Source organism: Pseudomonas sp. B6001 (assembly GCF_013386015.1).
Lineage (GTDB): Bacteria > Pseudomonadota > Gammaproteobacteria > Pseudomonadales > Pseudomonadaceae > Aquipseudomonas.
The window spans coordinates 351,131-371,476 of the sequence record NZ_JACAOX010000001.1; the positions used below are offsets into that span (position 1 = coordinate 351,131).

Annotated in this window: 24 protein-coding genes; 14 read left to right on the forward strand and 10 right to left on the reverse strand. The window is 57.9% G+C overall.

Annotated features, from left to right (window positions below):
• The 3 genes from HX821_RS01730 to HX821_RS01740 all read left to right on the forward strand — a co-directional run.
• Positions 1 to 614: ribonucleotide-diphosphate reductase subunit beta (locus HX821_RS01730; protein ID WP_177035193.1), on the forward strand; the 614-nt coding region annotated here is incomplete at its 5' end.
• A gap of 145 nt (positions 615 to 759) precedes the next feature.
• A complete protein-coding gene (locus HX821_RS01735) occupies positions 760 to 1,473 on the forward strand; it encodes an HNH endonuclease signature motif containing protein (protein WP_177035194.1) in 714 nt (237 codons plus the stop codon).
• A gap of 71 nt (positions 1,474 to 1,544) precedes the next feature.
• Positions 1,545 to 2,186: an HAD-IB family hydrolase gene (locus HX821_RS01740; RefSeq protein WP_003211514.1), complete on the forward strand. Its 642-nt coding sequence runs from the start codon at positions 1,545 to 1,547 to the stop codon at positions 2,184 to 2,186.
• 14 nt (positions 2,187 to 2,200) lie between these two features.
• Here HX821_RS01740 and HX821_RS01745 read toward each other — a convergent pair whose 3' ends face one another.
• From HX821_RS01745 to HX821_RS01755, 3 genes are all read right to left on the reverse strand, one after another.
• Positions 2,201 to 2,632 carry a type II toxin-antitoxin system VapC family toxin gene (locus tag HX821_RS01745; RefSeq protein WP_003211512.1) on the reverse strand — a complete coding sequence of 144 codons (432 nt, stop codon included), beginning with the start codon at positions 2,630 to 2,632 and terminating at the stop codon, positions 2,201 to 2,203.
• Positions 2,625 to 2,864: a type II toxin-antitoxin system VapB family antitoxin gene (vapB, locus tag HX821_RS01750; protein ID WP_008432930.1), complete on the reverse strand. Its 240-nt coding sequence runs from the start codon at positions 2,862 to 2,864 to the stop codon at positions 2,625 to 2,627. The genes HX821_RS01745 and vapB overlap by 8 nt, the downstream gene beginning before the upstream one ends.
• A 286-nt stretch (positions 2,865 to 3,150) precedes the next feature.
• Positions 3,151 to 4,110, reverse strand: coding sequence for a LysR family transcriptional regulator (locus HX821_RS01755; protein WP_102369727.1), 960 nt, complete (start codon positions 4,108 to 4,110; stop codon positions 3,151 to 3,153).
• 262 nt (positions 4,111 to 4,372) lie between these two features.
• On the opposite strand from HX821_RS01755, the gene argH reads away from it, so the two are divergent.
• The 6 genes from argH to HX821_RS01785 all read left to right on the forward strand — a co-directional run bounded on the left by argH (position 4,373) and on the right by HX821_RS01785 (position 10,784).
• Positions 4,373 to 5,800 (forward strand): argininosuccinate lyase, encoded by a 1,428-nt coding sequence (argH, locus tag HX821_RS01760; RefSeq protein WP_177035195.1) that lies wholly within the window; start codon positions 4,373 to 4,375, stop codon positions 5,798 to 5,800.
• 138 nt (positions 5,801 to 5,938) lie between these two features.
• Positions 5,939 to 6,817, forward strand: a complete 879-nt coding sequence (locus HX821_RS01765; protein ID WP_003211504.1) for an amino acid ABC transporter permease — start codon at positions 5,939 to 5,941, stop codon at positions 6,815 to 6,817.
• A 23-nt stretch (positions 6,818 to 6,840) separates the two neighbouring features.
• On the forward strand, positions 6,841 to 7,605 hold the full coding sequence (locus HX821_RS01770; protein WP_003211502.1) for an amino acid ABC transporter ATP-binding protein: 765 nt from the start codon (positions 6,841 to 6,843) through the stop codon (positions 7,603 to 7,605).
• A 25-nt stretch (positions 7,606 to 7,630) separates the two neighbouring features.
• Positions 7,631 to 8,452: an ABC transporter substrate-binding protein gene (locus tag HX821_RS01775; RefSeq protein WP_177027673.1), complete on the forward strand. Its 822-nt coding sequence runs from the start codon at positions 7,631 to 7,633 to the stop codon at positions 8,450 to 8,452.
• Positions 8,453 to 8,599: 147 nt separating this feature from the next.
• Positions 8,600 to 9,769 (forward strand): MFS transporter, encoded by a 1,170-nt coding sequence (locus HX821_RS01780; RefSeq protein ID WP_003211499.1) that lies wholly within the window; start codon positions 8,600 to 8,602, stop codon positions 9,767 to 9,769.
• A 64-nt stretch (positions 9,770 to 9,833) separates the two neighbouring features.
• Entirely contained in the window at positions 9,834 to 10,784 is a 951-nt protein-coding gene (locus HX821_RS01785; protein ID WP_177035196.1) for a hypothetical protein, read from the forward strand.
• A 12-nt stretch (positions 10,785 to 10,796) separates the two neighbouring features.
• On the opposite strand, the gene HX821_RS01790 is transcribed toward HX821_RS01785, so the two are convergent.
• The 3 genes from HX821_RS01790 to HX821_RS01800 all read right to left on the reverse strand — a co-directional run bounded on the left by HX821_RS01790 (position 10,797) and on the right by HX821_RS01800 (position 12,743).
• The gene (locus tag HX821_RS01790; protein ID WP_102369730.1) at positions 10,797 to 11,453 is read right to left on the reverse strand and encodes a hypothetical protein; all 657 of its coding nucleotides are present in this window, start codon (positions 11,451 to 11,453) and stop codon (positions 10,797 to 10,799) included.
• A 43-nt stretch (positions 11,454 to 11,496) separates the two neighbouring features.
• Positions 11,497 to 11,859, reverse strand: a complete 363-nt coding sequence (locus HX821_RS01795; RefSeq protein WP_003211495.1) for a hypothetical protein — start codon at positions 11,857 to 11,859, stop codon at positions 11,497 to 11,499.
• Between the two features lie 77 nt (positions 11,860 to 11,936).
• The gene (locus HX821_RS01800; protein WP_003211493.1) at positions 11,937 to 12,743 is read right to left on the reverse strand and encodes a sulfite exporter TauE/SafE family protein; all 807 of its coding nucleotides are present in this window, start codon (positions 12,741 to 12,743) and stop codon (positions 11,937 to 11,939) included.
• 115 nt (positions 12,744 to 12,858) lie between these two features.
• Between HX821_RS01800 and HX821_RS01805 the strand changes: the two genes are divergently transcribed.
• The 4 genes from HX821_RS01805 to HX821_RS01820 all read left to right on the forward strand — a co-directional run bounded on the left by HX821_RS01805 (position 12,859) and on the right by HX821_RS01820 (position 14,776).
• The gene (locus HX821_RS01805) at positions 12,859 to 13,629 is read left to right on the forward strand and encodes a helix-turn-helix transcriptional regulator (protein ID WP_177035197.1); all 771 of its coding nucleotides are present in this window, start codon (positions 12,859 to 12,861) and stop codon (positions 13,627 to 13,629) included.
• 103 nt (positions 13,630 to 13,732) lie between these two features.
• Positions 13,733 to 14,053, forward strand: a complete 321-nt coding sequence (locus HX821_RS01810) for a helix-turn-helix transcriptional regulator (RefSeq protein WP_023659239.1) — start codon at positions 13,733 to 13,735, stop codon at positions 14,051 to 14,053.
• Between the two features lie 47 nt (positions 14,054 to 14,100).
• A complete protein-coding gene (locus HX821_RS01815) occupies positions 14,101 to 14,463 on the forward strand; it encodes a type II toxin-antitoxin system RelE/ParE family toxin (protein ID WP_003211487.1) in 363 nt (120 codons plus the stop codon).
• Positions 14,438 to 14,776 carry a helix-turn-helix domain-containing protein gene (locus HX821_RS01820; protein WP_003211485.1) on the forward strand — a complete coding sequence of 113 codons (339 nt, stop codon included), beginning with the start codon at positions 14,438 to 14,440 and terminating at the stop codon, positions 14,774 to 14,776. The genes HX821_RS01815 and HX821_RS01820 overlap by 26 nt, the downstream gene beginning before the upstream one ends.
• Before the next feature lie 28 nt (positions 14,777 to 14,804).
• Here HX821_RS01820 and HX821_RS01825 read toward each other — a convergent pair whose 3' ends face one another.
• Positions 14,805 to 15,743 carry a GlxA family transcriptional regulator gene (locus HX821_RS01825; protein WP_177035198.1) on the reverse strand — a complete coding sequence of 313 codons (939 nt, stop codon included), beginning with the start codon at positions 15,741 to 15,743 and terminating at the stop codon, positions 14,805 to 14,807.
• Positions 15,744 to 15,859: 116 nt separating this feature from the next.
• Here HX821_RS01825 and HX821_RS01830 point away from each other — a divergent pair, with 116 nt between their 5' ends.
• Positions 15,860 to 16,654 (forward strand): SDR family oxidoreductase, encoded by a 795-nt coding sequence (locus tag HX821_RS01830; RefSeq protein ID WP_008432939.1) that lies wholly within the window; start codon positions 15,860 to 15,862, stop codon positions 16,652 to 16,654.
• A 6-nt stretch (positions 16,655 to 16,660) separates the two neighbouring features.
• On the opposite strand, the gene HX821_RS01835 is transcribed toward HX821_RS01830, so the two are convergent.
• The 3 genes from HX821_RS01835 to HX821_RS01845 form a co-directional block, all read right to left on the reverse strand.
• Positions 16,661 to 18,043, reverse strand: a complete 1,383-nt coding sequence (locus HX821_RS01835) for an amidase family protein (RefSeq protein ID WP_256348919.1) — start codon at positions 18,041 to 18,043, stop codon at positions 16,661 to 16,663.
• A gap of 235 nt (positions 18,044 to 18,278) precedes the next feature.
• Entirely contained in the window at positions 18,279 to 19,043 is a 765-nt protein-coding gene (locus HX821_RS01840; protein WP_177035199.1) for a hypothetical protein, read from the reverse strand.
• A gap of 123 nt (positions 19,044 to 19,166) precedes the next feature.
• Complete coding sequence (locus HX821_RS01845; protein WP_003211475.1) at positions 19,167 to 20,225, reverse strand: MBL fold metallo-hydrolase; 1,059 nt, start codon at positions 20,223 to 20,225, stop codon at positions 19,167 to 19,169.
• Positions 20,226 to 20,346 lie beyond the last annotated feature (121 nt).

Here is a 20,346-nt window from a genome sequence, read left to right on the forward strand (position 1 = left end):
ACCACGAGATTCCATCGGTCGCCAAAAAGGCTGCCTGGGGCTTGAAGTACACCCGTTCGATCTCCGATCCGAAGTTCGAAACCGGTACCGTTGAGACTGACAAAGAGCTGCTGCGCAACCTGGTGGCCTACTACTGCGTACTGGAAGGCATCTTCTTCTACTGCGGCTTTACCCAGATTTTGTCCATGGGCCGTCGCAACAAAATGACCGGCGTGGCCGAGCAGTTCCAGTACATCCTGCGGGATGAGTCGATGCACCTGAACTTCGGTATCGATGTGATCAACCAGATCAAAATCGAAAACCCGCACCTGTGGGATGCCGAGATGAAGGAAGAAGCGACCCAGATGATCCTGCAAGGGACTCAGCTGGAGATCGAATACGCGCGTGACACCATGCCGCGTGGGGTGCTGGGGATGAACGCGGCGATGATGGAGGACTACCTCAAGTTCATCGCTAACCGTCGTCTGTCGCAGATTGGATTGAAGGAAGAGTATCCAGGCACCACCAACCCGTTCCCGTGGATGAGCGAGATCATGGACTTGAAGAAAGAGAAGAATTTCTTTGAGACTCGTGTGATCGAGTATCAGACTGGTGGTGCGCTTAGCTGGGATTGATTCCTTAGCCAACTGAATAGCCCTGACTTGTTCAGGGCTTTTTTGTATTTGCAGAGTGCCAAATCCTACAGTCTCGTAGGAAATTTCGTAGACGTGCTAGTGGCCACTCAGTATCGTCCGAGGACTTTCTACCCTCGGCGACTGTATGGATATTACAAAAGACAGCATCGACTGGAGCGACGAGGAATTAGCCGCGGCAGTCGAGACCTACTTGAAGATGTTGGCGTTGGAGAAGAGCGGCCAACCCTTTAATAAAGCCCATGAAAACCGATTGCTACGTCAGGGACCAATCGCAGGTCGTACAGAAGGCTCCATCGAGTTTCGCATGCAGAATATCTCTGCGGTTCTGGTCCAAATGGGCCTGGATCGGATCAAGGGGTACAAACCTGCAAATAACGTGGGCTCGGGAGTAGAACAACAGATTCGCAAAGCCCTCACTGCCCTTCGTATATTTGAATCAGATGAAACAGCGCAAACTGCAGATGAACAAATCCTCGTCCGCCGAGCCTCCAAGCTACTGCAGCAGCCCATCGAGAAGGTGCCGGACGGAATTGCGAAGCCACAGAAAGTGTCCATTGTCGGTACGGCTTTTGTTCGCGATCCCAAAGTACGCGCTTGGGTATTGAATGAGGCCAATGGCATTTGCGAAGGCTGCGGTTCAAACGCTCCCTTCGAAGTGGATGGCTTGCCATTTCTTGAAGTACATCACGTCAAGCACCTCGCCCAGAAGGGTTCGGATCGCATCACCAATGCTGTAGCCTTGTGCCCGAATTGCCATCAGCGTTGTCACCGATCAAGTGACCGCGGTGACTTCACCAAAGGGCTTTACTCGAAAATCGAAAGATTGAAAGAAGAGTAAACTTCTGTGGTCACAACTGATGTATTACCAAAATTACGAGATAGGACCGAGACCCGCCCGTGAACCCAGACATGCTCGAATCCGGCCCCTTGGATGCCAAAGTACTCTCCGTCTTTGACTTCGACGGCACCCTGACCCACCACGACAGCTTCGTGCCGTTCCTGAAGTTCGCCTTTGGTAAAGGCGAGTTCGTGCGCAGGATGGTGAAGCTGGCGGTGCCTGGCGCGCAGTTTCTGTTGCGCGTCATCAGCCGTGATGAGCTCAAGGCGCAGTTGATCCGCACCTTTATGACCGGCGTGGACAAGGCGTGGGTTCAGCAGAAAGCGGAAGCGTATTGCCAGGCGTATTGGAACAAGCTGATGCGCCCAACCGGGCTGCAATCGGTGGCCGATGAGGTGAAGTCCGGGGCGGTGGTGACGCTGTGTTCGGCATCGCCGGCGTTGGTGTTGCAGCCGTTTGCGGATCGGCTTGGGATCCGGTTGATCGGCACTGAGCTTGAGGTGGTTGACGGAGTATTGACGGGCAAGCTCACGGGGAATAATTGCCGGTGTGAGAATAAGGTGCTTCGGCTTGAGGCGGTTTATGGGGATCTGGGGGAGTATCGGCTCAGGGCCTGGGGTGATACGCGCGGGGATCGGGAGTTGTTGGCGGCGGCGCAGGATGCGCATTTTCGGCATTTTCATGCGAAGAAGAAACGAATCAAGCAACGCTGAATCGCCTGGACGACCTATCTGTGTGCGCTGGATTGACTGCCGTAGGCGGCGATCCAGTTTTCCACGATCAAGCCATTCACTCGCTTGAACTCACCTTCGTTGTTAGTCACCAAGACCAATCCTGAGCTTCTGGCGTGGCCCGCGATGTGCAGGTCATTTACGCCGATTGGAGTGCCCTTCTTTTCGAGATCGGAGCGGATCGAGCCGTAGTGAAAAGCGGCCTTGTCATCGTAGTGAATGACGTCAAGCCGGGAGATGAAGTCCTCCACCGCCCGAGTATTTCTCTCAACAAACTGGCTTTTTTCGGCCCCGTGCATCAATTCCGCAAGGGTGATGGAAGAGATCACCATACGACCTACATTCGCATTGAATTTTTCCAGTATTTCCATAGGCCGACGCTTGATGATGTAGATCACGATGTTCGTATCAAGCATGTACTTAATCATCGAAGGACTCTCGCTCTTGCTGGGTTTGGTCGGCGCGCTCCTCCATAAAATCATCAGATACCGATTCGCTTGCAAGGAAAAAGCTGTCCCAAGTGTTTTCAACCGGCGAAATAATCAGTTCGCGCCCCACGGCACGCACCTCTACAGTTTTCACCCCAGCGGGAAAACGCATATCAGCAGGGATGCGGATATTTTGTGTACGGTTATTGGTGAAGATCGTTCCAGTAGACATAAGGAACACCTCTCTAGGCATGGGAAGACAGGTAAGAATGATAGTTTGCAGATGCTCTATTGCATAGCTCTATAGCAGCTACCCGACAAGCGTAGCCGAACAGGTAGCTGTTGGTAGCGGCGCAGGAAGCGCATTTTCATGCGAAGAAGAAGTTGGGCAAGTTGCGGCGGTGATGCGGGTGGATAGGGTCTGCGGGTAGACCGAGTTGATCCCATCGCAGCCTCGCTGGGGCTCGACAGCTCCCACAGGGGATCTCTGTAGGTTCTTAGGGGGTGGTGGGAATTCGTTAGATTGGCGCTTTGAGATCCACGCCGAGTGCCGTTGCGAAGGCTTTGACCAGCGGGCTTCGTGGGGCGTTGTGGCGCAGGATGAGGTTGAACGGTGTGCTCAGGTGGATCTGCTCCGGGCATAACACGCGTAGGCGCCCTTCCCTCACCAGCGGCGCGGCGTAGTGTTCGGGGAGGAAGCCCAGGAAGCGGCCGGTGAGGATGAGGATGGCGACGGCTTCTACCTGTGAGGCCGAGGCGGACTGGCTGTCGTAGCTGACGAAGTTGGCCTTGTCGCTGTGGATCGCGTAACGATGGTTGACCACTTCATGCTGGCGCAACACATCTGCGTTGATGTCACTCGCTTCAAACAGCGGATGCCCGACGGCGCAGTACGCGTGGGACTTTTCTTCGTATAGCGGGAAATAATCGAATTCTTCCCGCCGCTGGTACACCGGGACGATGCCGACAATCAGCCGCCCTTCCACCACGCCCCGTTCAACTTCGTCCAGTTGCGAGGCATGTAGACGTAATCTTATTTTTGGCGACTCTGTATGTAATCTTCCCAGCGCGTTAATCAATGGTGAATTAACGTCGGAGACGGTGTTATCAATAACGCCCACACTAAGGTCGCCGATCAGTTCATTCTGTGCCGAACTAAGCTTGTCTCTGAAACTGTCTACCGAGGCAAATAATTCAATGGACGCTTGATAGACTAATTTGCCTTCTTCGGTCAGGCCAAACCCTTCCCGCCCTCGCGTACACAGGCGCATGCCGATGCGAATTTCCAGGTCGGAAATCTGCTTGCTGATCGCCGCCAAGCCCACATTCAGCTCGTTCTGCGCCGCGCTGAAGCCGCCCGCTTCGACCACAGCCTTGAACACCCGCAGCAATTTGAAATCCAGGCCGCTGAGTTGCAGGGGCGGTCTTGTGCCGGGTTTTGGCGGTATGTTTCCAGAATTGGAAAGTGGGGTTTCCATAATACGTGTTGACCTCAAGTGCCATATTCAACAGGCTTTGACCTACTCCATGAACATCGCCGGGCGGCAATAATGAACATACTTAACCGCCCTTGGCAACCTTGAATATAGCGGGTTGAACAGCTTTTACCGGCTGATTTAACGCCCATAAAAACCTGACACTACGATCAGGACTTTTCGTTTTGCTACTGCCCTCCGAATCCATAAGGCCAAGCCACGTCCATCGGGCTTGTCACTTCTAAAAACAAGCGTGAGGAACACCATGTCTCAGCCCACCGATCGCCTCTGGGGTGCTCGTTTCAAGTCCGGCCCGTCTGCTGCTTTGGCGGCGCTGTCCCGTTGCCCCGAGCGCTATTTTCGCCTGACGCCCTACGACCTCGCCGGCTCCCGGGCCCATGCCCGTGAGTTGCAGCGCGCCGGGTTGCTGGATGAGTCGGAAACCTTGCGCACCCTGGAAGCGCTGGACCGCATCGGTGAGGACTTTGCCGCTGGCCGCCTGCACCCGACGCTGGATGACGAGGATGTGCACACCTTCATCGAGCGGGTGTTGACCGAGCGTTTGGGCGCCCTGGGCGGCAAGTTGCGCGCCGGACGTTCGCGCAATGACCAGACGGCCAACGATTTGCGCCTGTTCCTGCGAGACCACGCGCGCACCATCACCACCGAGGTGTTGGGCTTGCAGCAGGCGCTGGTGGACCAGGCCGAGCAGCATATCGAGAGCATCTGCCCGGGCTTCACCCATTTGCAGCAGGCGCAGCCGATTGTGTTCGCCCATCACTTGCTGGCTCATGCGCAGTCAATGCTGCGGGACGTGCAGCGCCTGGTGGATTGGGATGCGCGTACGGCGTTGTCGCCGCTGGGTGCTGCAGCGATGGCGGGCTCGGCAATTGCTCGCCAGCCGGAGCATTCGGCCAAGGAGATGGGTTACACCGGGCCGTGCGAAAACTCGATTGATGCTGTAGCCAGTCGTGACCACGTGGCGGAGTTTCTGTTTGTGGCGGGCATGCTCGGGGTGAATATTTCGCGGCTGTCGGAGGAGTTTTGCCTGTGGTCGTCGCGGCAGTTTCGCTGGGTGCAGTTGGACGATGCCTACGCCACCGGTAGCTCGATCATGCCGCAGAAGAAGAACCCGGACATTGCCGAACTGGCGCGGGGTAAAGCGGGGCGGTTGATTGGCAACCTGACCGGGCTGATGTCCACGCTCAAGTCCTTGCCGCTGTCGTACAACCGCGATTTGAGTGAAGACAAGCACAGTGTGTTGGACAGCGTGGATACGTTGCTGCTGGTGCTGCCGGCGATGGCCGGGATGGTCGCGACGATGAAGGTGCAGGTGGAAGAGCTGCGGCGTCAGGCGCCGATGGGTTTCACATTGGCAACTGAGGTGGCGGATTGGCTGGCCACTCGTGGTGTGCCATTCAAGGAGGCCCACGAGATTACCGGTGCCTTGGTGCAAGCCTGTGAGAAGCATGAAATTGAATTGTGGGAAGTCTCGCCGGCGTTGTTGGCAGAGGTGGATACGCGGCTGACGCCGCAAGTGCGTGAGTGCCTGACCCTGGAAGCGGCGATTGCGGCGCGCAGTGGTTGGGGCGGTACGGCGCCAGAGCGGGTGCGGGAGCAGATTGGGCGGTTGAAGGTGGCCCTGGCTGCGCAACAGAAGTGGGCAGAAAACTACACCGGCTTTCGAATTTAAAGATTGTTCCCACGCTCTGCGTGGGAATGCCTCTTGTGACGATCCGCGTCACGCTTTGGGGACGCAGAGCATCCCTTGCTGCATTCCCACGCAGAGCGTGGGAACGATCAGTGTATTCAGTTGTTTTGGAGAGTCACCATGAAACAAACCCCGGCAGAGCGCTTGCAAGCCGAGCGCCAGCAGACCGAGAACCAGTTCGATATCACCCAGTACGAGCATGTGCCCCGTCGCTATTACGGGCGGATGTTTTTTGCCACGTTGATCGTGATCGCACTGGCTGCCTTGCTGCGTGCATTCGCCAACGGCCAGATCGAATGGTCCTACATCGGTCAGTTCCTCACGTCCGAGGCGATCATCTGGGGCCTGGTGAACACCATCATCATGTCGATCCTGGCCATGGCGCTGGGGGTGGTGATCGGGGTGATCACGGCGATCATGCGCATGTCGGCCAACCCGATCCTGCGCTACGTGGCCATCACCTACACCTGGCTGTTCCGGGGTACGCCGCTGATTCTGCAACTGCTGTTGTGGTTCAACCTGGCGCTGATTTTCCCGGTGATCGCGATTCCCGGCCTGTTCAGCATCGACACCGTGGACCTGATGACGCCGTTCGTGGCCGCCCTCCTCGGCCTGAGCATCAACCAGGGTGCCTACACCGCTGAAGTGGTGCGCGCCGGCCTGTTGTCGGTGGACACCGGTCAGTACGAAGCCGCCAAGTCGATCGGCATGCCGAGCCTTCAGGCGCTGCGTAGGGTGATTCTGCCCCAGGCGATGCGGGTGATCATTCCGCCTGTAGGCAACGAGTTCATCAGCATGGTGAAAATGACCAGCCTGGCGAGTGTGATCCAGTACTCGGAGCTGCTGCACAACGCGCAAAACATCTACTACGCCAACGCCCGGGTCATGGAGCTGCTGATTGTTGCAGGCATCTGGTACCTGGCGGTGGTGACTGTTCTTTCATTCGGTCAGAGCCGCCTCGAGCGTCGTTTTGCCCGCGGCGCCGGCAAGCGCTCGTAAGCCCTGACTGAGGAGATTTGCCCATGAGAAGCATCGTCAAGGCCGTGAACCTGAACAAGTATTACGACCAGTATCACGCGTTGCAGGACATCAACCTGGAAGTCGAACAAGGCGAAGTGCTGTGCATCATCGGCCCGTCCGGTTCCGGCAAAAGTACCCTGCTGCGCTGCGTCAATCAGCTGGAAAAAATCGACAAGGGCGGCCTGTGGGTCGATGGCGAACTGGTGGGTTACCGGGTCGTCGGCAACAAGCTGCATGAGTTGAATGAATCACAGATTGCTCGTCAGCGCCTGGCCACCGGCATGGTGTTTCAGCGCTTCAATCTGTTCCCGCACATGACCGTGTTGCAGAACATCATCGAGGGCCCGTGCCAGGTGCTCAAGCGCTCGCCCAAGGAAGCCACCGAGGACGCGTTGGAGTTGCTGGCCCGCGTCGGCCTGGCGGACAAGCGCAATGCCTACCCGGTGGAGTTGTCCGGCGGCCAGCAACAACGTGTGGCAATTGCCCGTGCGCTGGCGATGCGCCCCAAGCTGATGTTGTTTGACGAACCCACGTCAGCCCTCGACCCGGAGCTGGTAGGAGAAGTGCTGTCGGTGATGCGCGATTTGGCCACCACCGGCATGACCATGATTGTGGTCACCCATGAGTTGGGCTTCGCCCGCGAAGTGTCCAACCGCATGGTGTTTATGGATGCCGGCCAGATTGTGGAAGCCGGCAGCCCGGAAGAAATTCTAATAAGCCCACAAAACCCGCGTACCCAAAGCTTTATTTCTGCCGTTCGCACTTAACTAAAAAACTAACGAGAACGCCCCCATGAAAAATCTGTTTCTTCCAAGTTTGCTCGTAGGCCTGATGGCCTCCACTTCGGTTTTGGCGGCATTGCCGGCAGCGATCAAGGACAAGGGTGAGATCAGCGCGGCCATCGTGCCGAACTACCCGCCGATGGATTTCAAGGACACCGCCACCAACAAGCTCACCGGCCTGGACTTTGACCTGGGCAACGCCCTGGCCGAGCGTTTGGGGGTGAAGATCAAGTGGCAGGAAACCGGCTTCGAACAAATGCTCAGCGGCCTGACCACCAAGCGCGTGGACATTGTGCTGTCGGGCATGACCGACACTGCCGAGCGTCAGAAGGCGGTGACCTTTATCGACTACTTCACCAGCGGCCCGCAGCTGTACACCCTGGCCAAGCGTGAAGACCTCAAGGAATTGACTGACCTGTGCGGTAAAAAAGTCGGCACCAGCCGACGTACGACCTGGCCGTCGGAAATTGCCGCGTGGAGCAAGGAAAACTGCGAGAAGGCCGGTAAGCCAGCCATCGTAGTGATTGGCACTGAGGGTTCGGCGGATGCGCGGGCACAGTTGCAGCAGAACCGTCTGGATGCGGCGATGCAAGGCAGTGAAACCATTCCTTACCTGATGTCGCTGGACAAAGGTAAATACAAGCCGGTGGGCCTGGCGATTTCCAAGCAGTTCACCGGGCTTGGGATTGAGAAGAGCAATACCGAGTTGGTCACGGCCATCAGCGAGGCGTTGCAGGGCATGATTGATGACGGGACGTACGGCAAGATTCTGAAGAAGTGGGATCTGGAGCAAGGTGCGGTGGAAAAAATCAGCATCAATGCCGGCCAGTAACTCGATCTAAATGTGGGAGCGGGCTTGCTCGCGAATGCGGTGGATCAGCCAGTACAGTTGGCACTGACACACCGCATTCGCGAGCAAGCCCGCTCCCACACTGGATCTTCATCGCCTTGAAAAAAGAATAAGGACATCCGCCCCACCGTGGCCACTTACTCCCTGGTAATCCGCCGCCTGATGATCTGCTCGGTGACCATCGTCGTCAGCCGCGCCATGACCAGCCCATTGCTCGCCCTGTTGCTGAGCACCCGCCTGGGCCTCAACCAGCAAGACATCGGCTTGCTGATGGGCATCGCCGTGTTCATCGCCACCCTGCTGGGCCTATATGGTGGCTACATCATCGACCGCCTGGAAAAGCGCAAGCTGCTGATCCTGGCGATGCTTTCCAGCTCCATCGGTTTTCTGTTGCTGACCTTCGCCAGCAACCTGTACCTGACCACCCTGACCCTGGTGATCACCGAAGCCGCTTCGGCACTGTTCCTGATCGGCTCTAAGGCGATCATCAGCGAGAACCTGCCGGTGGGCCAGCGGGCCAAGGTGTTTTCCCTGCGCTACACCCTGACCAATGTCGGCTACGCCACCGGCCCGATGCTCGGCGTGGTGATTGCCGGGCAGATGCCCCTGGCACCGTTCCTGATCGCCAGCGCGATTGCCTTTGGCAGCCTGTTCCTGATGATCGGCATCCCACCGACCCAGCGCGACGACAGCAACAAACCCTTAAGTTTTCTCAGCACCCTGAGGACGCTGCGCAGCGATCGCACCTTGATCCTATTCACCAGCGGCAGCCTGTTGAGCACCATTGTCCACGGGCGCTACACCCTCTATCTGTCGCAATTTCTGCTGGTGGCCTACAAGCCGGAGAACGCGCTGAAAATTCTCTCTGCGGTGCTGGCGTGCAACGCCATCACGGTGATCCTGATGCAGTACCAGATCGGCCGCTTCCTCAAGCGTGAACAACTGCGCTACTGGATCGTGCTCGGCACCTCACTGTTTATTGCCGGGTTGATCGGCTTCAGCATGGCGGACGGCCTGGTGTCGTGGTGTGTCGCGATGTTTGTGTTCACCCTCGGGGAGATGATCATCTACCCGTCCGAGTTCCTGTTTATCGACACCATCGCCCCGGACGCCCTGCGCGGCAGTTATTACGGCGCACAAAACCTGGCGGCATTTGGCGGCGCCTTGAGCCCGGTAATCTGCGGCTACCTGCTGATCAATGCATCCCCCGCCTCGATGTTCTATGTACTGAGCGGGTTGACGGCAGTGGGTGGCACCTTGTGTTTCCTGAGTGGCCGGCGTGTGGTGGTCCGTGCGTAATTTCTACTGATATTTGCTCGATATCCCGCTATTAATAGCGAAATCTCTCACGGACCCGAGCCCCATGAAATTCGACACGGCCTACAGCCTGAGTCTCGACGACAAGCTGTCGATCTATGACGTGCGCGACCTGAATTTCGACGAAACCGCCGCCTTCGATTCCGACAAGGACAGTTTCCTGTGCCCCAACGACGAATGCCGGGCGGCGTTTGCGGCGGGCAATGTGTTGGGCACGTTCAATGCAAAAAACGTCAATTACCTGCGTACGCCCCACTTCAAGAACATCCCCAGCACCCGGCATATTGAAGGTTGCCGGTACGCCAGTCGCCCTGCCGGAAAAGGCGAAGCTGAAGACGGGCCGGAAGAAAATTTCCCGTCGGAATTTGTCCTGACGCGGCGCCAGTACGAACGCAAAACGCCGGTCATCGGTGCTGAGGCTGGCACCCCACAAGAACCACCGAAAACGCCGGCAACCCGCAACGCCTTGTCTCACAGCTCAAGCGACACCACCCCGGACAAGACCAGCGTCTTTGCCCACCCCGTGGAATGCTACGTGTCGAATATCGGCGATAAGGAAAAGCTGAAAAGCATGCCCTTGAAGATCGGCGATCACACCGCGACCTACTGGACGTTTTTCAAGAAGATCGAATACCTGCAAGACAACAAAGGCCTGATCTACTGGGGCAAGATCAAGGAGATCAAGGACTACACCAGCAGCTTTCGCATCGACTTCGAAAAGAAAGCCTGGCTCGACAAGAAGCCCTATTCCATCAACGTTTACCTGAGCAAAAAACTGATCGAGAACTACCGCAAGCGCAAGGCGTTCCTGGAGCAGATCAAGGCCGCGGTGGACAGTGATCGAGTGCTGTATTGCTTCTTCTACGGGGTGACGCCGGAGCTGAAACAGGTGCCAAGCAAGAAAAACCCCGAGCAGACGTTCGGGGTGTTCAGTGCCAATATCGAGAACCTCGATCACCTGATTATTCGCGAGGCGCCGGGGTTGGGAGAACGGTAATGCGATTCCAGGTCAGGCCCTTCGGCTGAATAAACGGTACTTTTCACGTGCAAGTGCGGCGCCCGCAGGGTCCAAGCCACCTACCGTGACCAACCAGTGAATCAGCATTTCCTCATCCGGTAAATGAAGCCCCTTCACATCTTTCAAGCTTCGAGGCGTATGGTTGATTCGAGCGTCGTAATGCAGAGCGCTCCAAGGCATTGCAACAAGATCCACGCCTTCTGCGTCCATCTCAAAACTCCGCAATATTTCGTTGATTTGAGTCTGCGCACTCCGATCACCCCGCTGCTGTAGAGAGTACGACTCGACCAAACTGACGAATTGCTGTTCAGGCACAGACGGATCAACCAAATCCAAAACATCAGACTTCAAGGCGAGATCCAAAACACCACTCATCCACCGATTAATAAAGGTGCGCACGAAGCCATCGGCGTCGGCTTTTTTCATATCAAAAAACAGCATGCAATAGCGGGTTTTCAGATGTATCGCCAACAGCACATGTTTACGTTGCACCGTCGCGGCATGGACCAGCCACTGATGAGGGTCGGCGTACAGGTCATCGCCCTGGCGCTCTTGTGTCGGCAGTTTTTGAACCGGGGTAATTTTTTTGCCTTTGTGAACCCGGCTAAAAAAATTACCAGCCGCCTGCGTACAATTAAAACTAAGCATCAAGATATTTCCTGAACATTCTGACTGAAGTCTAAGACAAGACTCAGTCGCCTTGTACGTGTGCAGCAACCCACTCGATTTCGTAACGCTGCCTGACCGCGTAGCCGATAGCGCTCAATGTCTCTTCGCTTAATACCGACAACTCTGAATCACTCAACAAATCATGCCTGATCATTTGCGCAAGGCTCTCGCGGGCTTTCGAACGACTGTAGAGATCAAACATTCGGACGACATCGTTATCGCGATCCCTGGTGAGGCTATACAGCGTCCTGTACCGAGCCTCGGCAGAAAGCGTTTCGCGCTCGCTGATGGTCTTTGCATCAGCCAGTACGCCTAGGTAAAAGCGTTCAAGCGCCAATGCCCTGAGGACCTTGAACTTCTGCCAATCGCTTTCGGAAATGGACATGACATCCCCCGGTCACTTTCTTTTGAATAGAGAAGTAACCCTAGCCTGCGGCTAAAAGAACGCAAAATCCACTTGCGTCAGACCAGCATGCTCACCATCACCACGCCCAACAACCCGATATACACCCGCGCATGCAGTGCATCCGGGATGCGACCGATCCACGGCGTGGCCAGGCGAATGCCCAGCAGCGAGCCCAGGGTGAGGATGGCGAACGCCAGCAAATCGACATAGCCGACATACCACGTGCCCAATTGCACCTTGGCGAATCCCGCCATGAGCATGTAGGTAAATGTACCGGCCAGCGCCACCGGCACGCTCAGCGGGTTGGCCATGGACGTGGACTGGGACATGCTCAAGCCACAACGGCGCAACAGCGGCACGGTCATCACGCTGCCGCCCACCCCCAGGAAGGTCGCGATCAGGCCAATGGCGATGCCGCCGCCCGTCACTTCCATGCCGCTCAGGCGTCGTGGCTGGAGTGTGTCGTCCTGGCTGAGAAAGCCCCTGCGCAACAGACAATCGACGATGGTGATGGCCAGGTAGGCGATAAAGGCGTACCGCATGAAATCGCCGCTGGCGAACATTGCAGCCCCTGCCCCCAGCACGGCGCCAACCCCGATGTACCCGCCCAACGGCCACAGGTAGTGGCGAATCAGATTACCTTTGCGACGGTGTTTTCCAGTGGCGATCAGCGCGTTGACGATCATCACGCAGGTCGAGGTGGCGACCGCGATATGCATCGCTGATCCACTCACGCCCGCGTCGTGGCTGAGCTTGAGCATGCCGTACAGCAACGGCACCACCACGAACCCGCCACCGAAGCCGAACAGCACAGCGGTTACGCCGGTCATGCAGCCGAACAGTGCCAGTAATAGATAGAACATCGAGAATCGCCTTCAGTATCAGGGAGAGCTGTCGACGATAGAGACTCAAGGCTTGGCCCGCTTGGGCATGTCGGCCAATAATGTGCGAGATATTGCCACTTCCGGAATCAGCTCCATGCGCAACGTTTCCATCGCTCAGCTCGACCTGACCCCGCGAACGGTCGTGGCAATCGGCACCGACTATCCCCACGGCTATCTGCTCAAGCGCCACAGCCATCGGCGCGGCCAGTTGCTGTATGGCGCCACCGGGGTGATGCAAGTCAGCACCCAGCAAGGCAACTGGGTTGTGCCGCCCCAGCGCGCGGTGTGGATTCCCGCCCAAGTGCCCCATGAAGTGCTGATGCTCGGCGTGTCGACGCGCAGCCTGTATATCGAACCGCACGCCGTCACCGACTTGGGCACCGACTGCCACGTCATCAACGTTTCCCCCCTGATGCGCCAGCTGCTGATGGAGGCGGTGGAGCTGCCGCTGGAATACGACGAGGCCGGGCGCGCCGGTGCGCTGGTCAGCCTGCTGTTGCATGAACTGGCACGCGCCACGCACTTGCCCCTGCATATCCCGCTGCCGGAGGACCCTCGCCTGCTTGCTCTGTGCCTGACGTTTCTGCAGCGGCCGGACGTGCACCAGTCACCGGTTCAATGGGCGCAACAATCGCACCTGAGCCTGCGCACCTTCAGCCGGCATTTCCGCCAACAAACCGGCCTGAGCTTCGTGCAGTGGCGCCAGCGGGCCTGTGTTGTGCAGGCCTTGGCGCGGTTGGCCAGCGGTGCAAGCGTCACCCGGATCGCCCTGGACCTGGGCTATGAAAACCCGGCGGCATTTTCCAGCATGTTCCGCCGGGTGCTTGGGCAGTCACCGAGCACCTACCTGGAAGGGGCGAAATAGAGCGGCGGCAGCGCTATCGGAAAATCCAGTTGATGAGCGGTCAAAACAACTGTACAAAAACACAGTATAGTTTGCCCTCCCCCGTCGAACCTGGAGAAAGTCCATGTCCTCTCTGGCAATGAGCAGCACTGTAGAACAGCAGATCGTCCTTCATCAATTCACCCCACGGCACAGCGTCCAGGCCCGCCTGATGCTGGGCTGGAGCCGGGAAGACCTGGCCCGGGAAGCGGATGTGGAAGTGGACGCCCTTCAACGTTTTGAAAGCCATGGCGACGTGGACGATGCTGTCCGCCTGAGTGTGGCGTTTCGCCTGGAGGCTGAAGGGTTGGTGTTTTTCCCGGGCTTTGCGCCGGGTTGGGGGATGAATGTGCGGGGCTCTTTGCCACTGTCGTCAGAGCATTCAGTGCTTGAAACGGTTGAGTAAGATTTCTCTTCGCGCTGACGCTTATCCCTATTTAGGTATATCCTCTCATGAGTTCATGGAAGCCACTCCTCTGGGTGGGCGGTAGCAAGAAAGATCTGCAGCAAATGCCTGGGCCTGTTCAAGATGTGTTTGGCTTTGCGCTCCACCTCGCCCAAGGAGGAGGCAAGCACTCACAGACCAAGGCATTGAAAGGGTTTGGCGGTAACGCGGTACTTGAGGTGGTGGAGGATTTCGACAGCAACACTTATCGTGGTGTGTATACCGTCCGTTTCGACTCAGCTGTTTATGTCCTTCATTGCTTCCAGAAAAAGTCGACGAAAGGCATCGCTACAGCACAGCACGACATACAACTGATCAAACAGCGACTCAAGGCGGCGCAGGATCATGCACAAGCATCACAACGCGATTGAGATCGAAGAAAGCACCGGCAATGTCTATGAAGACATCGGGCAGCCCGACGCCAGTGAAATGCAGGTCAAGGCACAGCTGGCGACGAAGATTGGTGAGATTCTCAAGGCACGTAGCCTCACTCAGGCACAAGCCTCCGTCATTCTCGGTTTATCCCAACCCAAGGTGTCTGAAATGCTGCGTGGCAGGTTTCGGGGTATCAGTGAAGCCAAAATGCTTGAGTGTTTGTCGCGCCTGGGGCGCGATGTGCAAATCGTTATTACGGCTGCGCCAGCTTCACGTACTCAAGGACGTATTGAAGTGCTATTCGCCTGAGTTGCCCTAGGTTCTGGCTCCCGCAAGTTCACGCCTGCAACTGCAACGCCCGACGGATCATTTGTGGCGGTTGGCCAAACGCTCGCAGGAAGGCTCGACGCATGCGCTCCGGGTCACCGAAGCCCGTCTCCCGAGCGACAACGTCGATGGAGTGGCTGCCGGATTCGAGCATCAACCTCGCCGCTTCAATGCGCAGGTGTTCTACCGCCTTGGCCGGCGATTGCCCGGTTTCCGCGCGGAACAGTCGGCTGAACTGACGCGGGCTGAGGTGTGCCGCTTGCGCCAGTTGTTCTACCGAGAGGTCCTCGTGCAAGTGCCCTTTGGCCCACGCCAGGGCGGTTTGTACGCGGTCGGACTTTGGGTCCAGTTCCAGCAACGCCGAGAACTGTGACTGGCCACCGGCACGGCGATGGTAAACCACCAGTTTTTTCGCCACGTCGCGGGCCACTTCCACGCCCAAATCGTGCTCGACCAGGGCCAGGGCCAGGTCGATGCAGGCGGTCATCCCGGCAGAGGTCCAGAGCGGGCCATCGACGGTGAAGATCCGGTCTTCCTCCAGCTTCACGTTGGGGTAGCGCTGGCGAAACGTCATGGCGTGGTACCAGTGGGTGGTTGCCTTGCGCCCTTCCAACAGGCCGGCCGCTGCCAGGTGGAACGAACCGGTGCAGGCCGATGTAACCCGGCGCGACGCCGTCAACGACGCTTGCAGGTACTCCACCATGCCAGGAGTGGGCTCAAGTAGTTCGTTGTCCCCCAGCACCAGGATCGTGTCGTAGACCTGCTGCCCGAACGCTAGGCTATCAATGGCAAAGCCCATGGAGCTTTTTATCGGCCCGCCATGCTCCGACAACAAGTCCACGCGGTAGAACAGTCGCCCCACCACGAAGTTGGCAAACTCGAACACGCTGCTGGTGGACAGGCTGAGCACCTGGAAACCGGGAAAAAGCAGGATACCGACGGATACCATGGCCAAACCTCATGTCTCTAAAGGAGGGATATATGACATTGCAGCCATCACATTACACCCATAATCTTGGTTCCAACAAGGCCGATCCCCTCCCCGGCCCATTTGGAGCAACTGCCATGTCGCAACACAAAGGTTATGCCCTGATTACCGGTGCCTCGTCAGGAATTGGTGCGGTGTATGCCGACCGCCTGGCCCGTGCCGGCTACGATCTGATTCTGGTGGCCCGCAACCAGCAACGTCTGGAGCAGTTGGCAACACGCTTGAAAGCCAATACCCAGCGTGACGTGCAGGTGATAGCGGCCGATCTCAATCTGCCAGCCGACTTGGCGCGAATCGCCCGGATCGCGCACGAAGACAGCCGTATCAGCCTGCTGGTGAATAACGCCGGTGTGGGCGCCACGGCTTCGCTGCTGGAGTCGGATGCCGACAAAATGGACGCGATGATTCTGCTGAACGTACTGGCGCTGACCCGCCTGGCCAAAGCCGCGGCAACCAACTTTGTCGCCCAGGGCCGTGGCACGATTATCAATATCGGCTCGATTGTCGCTCTCGCTCCCAAAGTGCTGAACGGCGTGTATGGCGGTACCAAAGCGTTCGTGCAGGCGTTCAGCGAATCGCTGCAGCATGAGCTGAGTGACAAGGGCGTGGTGGTCCAGGTAGTGCTGCCAGGCGCTACCGCCACGGAGTTCTGGGACATCGCCGGCCTGCCTGTGAACAACCTGCCGGAAGCCATGGTGATGACCACCGAGAACCTGGTGGACGCCGCCCTGGCAGGCCTTGCCCAGGGTGAAGCCGTGACGATTCCGTCCCTGCCGGACAGCGCCGATTGGGACACCTACGAAAGCGCACGGCTGGCCCTGGGCCCGAACCTGTCGCACCGTGAACCCGCCGCTCGTTATGGGTTGAAGTAATCCGGACTAGCGCAGGCCGGGTGTAAACGCAGGCTTCCTGATTGCATGGGAGGCCTGCTCGTACCCGTAGGCGACCGACAGCAACGTGGCTTCGCTCAAATTTGCCCCATAAAAGTGAACAGCCGTTGGCATCCCTTCGTCGTCCATTCCCGATGGCATGGAGATACCGGGATAACCGGCCACTGCCGAGTAGTAGTAACTGTACGAGTGAAAATTGGACACTATTGCGTCAAGCTTATGCTCGGCCAGCGGCTTATCGATGGTGCTTTTGAAAATCGGGCCGATGGCAGCCCATAACTCAATGCGCGCCTCATCACTGATATCCATCCCGTTGATCATGGTGAGCATCTGTTGATCCGGCACACCCGGACCGCTGTTGCGCTCGTTGAATTCAATCAGCTCAGCCAGCGACTTCACCGGCAAGCCTGCCCGTCCGGCCAGGTAGGCTTCAAGCTGGTGTTTAACGTCCGATAACAACGCGTCGTTATATTGTTCATGGGTTTCGTACGGGACGCCCTCACCCAGTTGACCCACGGGTACCAATGTCGCGCCCTTGCCCCGCAGCAACGTAATGGCATCCTCGAAGTGCTGCCTGTCGGCTATTTTCGCCGGGTCGTTGGCATCTTCTGCTGATAACTCAGGCAACGGCGTATAGCCGATGCGCTTGCCCACCAAGGCGTCAGGCTTGATTCCCTGGGTGTAGCGGTTGGTATCCGTCATCGCATCCAGTGCTTGCGCCGCATCACGTACGTTACGGGTGAAGGTGCCCACCGTGTCCTGGCGGGAACTGGTCATCACCCCTTCAGTGCTCACTAACCCTTCGGTCGGTTTGAAACCAATAACACCGTTGTAAGCCGCCGGCGTAATGATTGAACCATTGGTTTCGACCCCCAATGCCAAGGGCACAATCCCTTGAGCAACGGCTACCGCAGAGCCCGTACTCGATCCCGCCGCCTGGCCATCCAGCCGATGCGGGTTGAGGGTCAAGCCGCCCCTGGAGCTCCAGCCATCAACCGGAGCCTCAGAGCGAAAATTGGACAATTCGCTCATGTTGGTTTTTCCAATAATCACAACGCCAGCCTCCAGCAGGTTGTCCACCACCTTGGCGTTCCTTGAAGCGGGCCTGCCCACCAGCGCCATGGAGCCACCGCTGGTCTGCATCTTGTCGCCGGTTTCGAACACATCCTTGAGCGCTATCGGAACGCCATGCAAAGGCCCGCGCACTTTGCCTTCGGCCCGTTCCAGATCCAGCGCACGGGCTTTCACACGAGCGTCAGGATTGATTTCAATGAATGCATTGCCGCCCTGCAAGCCCTTGTCCATGTTGGCGATCAGCTTCAGCGAATCCCTCACCACCGAATCGGAACTGGCCCCATTGGGCCGGGTCATGGCCGCCGCCAAATCGTCGGCACTCCTGTAGGCCTGTGGCGGGTTCACCACTGCATCGAAAAGCCCCGCTGCCCATCCCGCGCCCAAACCTGGTCCGATCATAAATACTCCCCGCCTGCCTGAATGTTGGGAATACCGTTCGATATCCCTGCCTCAGTCTAAGAAGCGAAATACTCGATGACTCGGGGGCAACTCTTACCGCGGCGTACGATCACTCTCCCCATGGCGTAGGCCCTTAATGCCGCCCTAGAACCTGCTGACAACCTCGCACCAACGCCGCCAGACGATCTCTGGACCAGTGCGCACCATAGAACCAGACGACCCTCGACACCCCGTCGACGTCGGTGCCCGCGGGCACGCTGAAGCGTGGGTTATCGGCAGTCGCTGCTTTGTGGAAAGCAACACCTTGCGCATCCGCCACCACCCCATCCAGGCGGTTTTCCGTGACCCGGTCGTTAATCTCATTGCCGGGGTCCAGGGTGAAGTGACGTGTGTCATCGGTCACCCGCGCCGTCACAGGCACCAATTGCGCACCGGCTGCACGCAGTACGTCCAGTACCCAGGCAAAGTGCGAGCTGTGTTTGGCGGGTTTGCGCACATCACCGGTAACGTACTCGCTGGCAAAACCAATACGGCTGCCAGCCAGGGGCGGTGTGTTGATCAGATGACCCGGATCAGCGACGGGTGGAATCTCCACCATCACCCGCCCCTCAGGGTCGACACCGCTGAGGGCAATCAGTGATAACGCGGGATCGCGCACGCTGTGCATCATGGGGCCAGGGAGGTCGAGCCTGGGGCCGTAACCGCCCGTGGAGCCAAACTCCAGGCCGCCCTGGTGAGTGGCCGAATTGACGATCGTACCGGCCGCATGACTGCCAAACACAACACCCTGGCTGGCAGTGGGGGCGCAAGGCTGGGGAGTACAACTGTCCCCCGATCCTGAAGGCTTGAACAGGCAGCGCACGCCCGGCCCCGTGACCTTCCTACTCTTATCGTCCATACACTCCCACGCCCCGGAATAAAGTTTCGAGGCGTGATTGCATCCCTTCAGCGAGGTGGATGTCTGTCGGAAATGGCTGGTTATGGCTCGTTCAAAATCCCTGAGCGCGCGATCAGACGGTGATTATCCGCTGACGTGCGCTTCACTGCCCTGATGCTCGACTTCCAGCCACCAGGCCTGCCCGCGCTCCGGCTGGTTGAGCATGAACGCCTGCCCCATCGCCGGTGTGGTGATCGACACGTTACGCTCCCATGCCAGCGCCATGATGCGGTCGAAGGGTTCGTGCCACGCATGAAACGCCAGGTCGAACGTGCCGTTATGGATCGGCAGCAGCCAGCGGCCCTTCAAGTCGATGTGCGCCTGCAGGGTTTCTTCCGGTTGCATGTGCACGTGGGGCCAGTCGACGTTGTAGGCACCCGTCTCCATCAGGGTCAGGTCAAACGGGCCGTACTGCTCGCCGATACGCTTGAAGCCCTCGAAATAGCCGGTATCACCGCTGAAGAAAATTCGCCGTGAGCCGTCGATCATCACCCACGAACACCAGAGCGTCTGGTTGCCATCGAACAGGCCGCGCCCGGAAAAGTGCTGGGCCGGCGTGGACACAAAACGAATCCCGTCCACTTCAGTGCCCTGCCACCAATCCAGCTGCCGCACCTTGCTGGCATCCACGCCCCACTTGACCAGGGTATCGCCCACACCCAGCGGCGCGAGGAAATAGCGGGTCTTGTCCGCCAGTTGCACCACCGCCTTGTGGTCCAGATGGTCGTAGTGGTTGTGGGAAAGAATCACCGCCTCGATCGGCGGCAGGTCCTCAAGGCTGATCGGCGGCTGATGGAAACGCTTGGGGCCCGCCCAACTGAACGGTGAAGCACGCTCGGCGAACACCGGGTCGGTCAGCCAGAACTTGCCGCGCATTTTCAGCAGCACGGTGGAATGGCCGAGGCGGAAAACGCTATGGTCCGGGGCGGCAAACAGTTGCTCGCGAGTCAGCGGCTGCACCGGAATCTCACCCACCGGGCGCGTGCTGCGGGGCTTCTGGAAGAGCATCTTCCACATGATGCCCAGGGTCTTGCCCAAGCCGCCATGCTGGATGGGCTTCTGATTGGTGAAGTGACCTTGATGCTGTTCGGAAGACTTGGGCGCTGTAGAAGAACTGTCGAGACGGGTTGAGATCGTGGCCATTACCGAGGAACTCCTGCAGACTGCTCTAAAAATTACACTGCACAGTGTAGTTTCTAGATTGCAACAAAACCGGGAGCAAGTAAACTACCGAGTGTAAGTTTCCCTTCAGAGCCGAACTCCC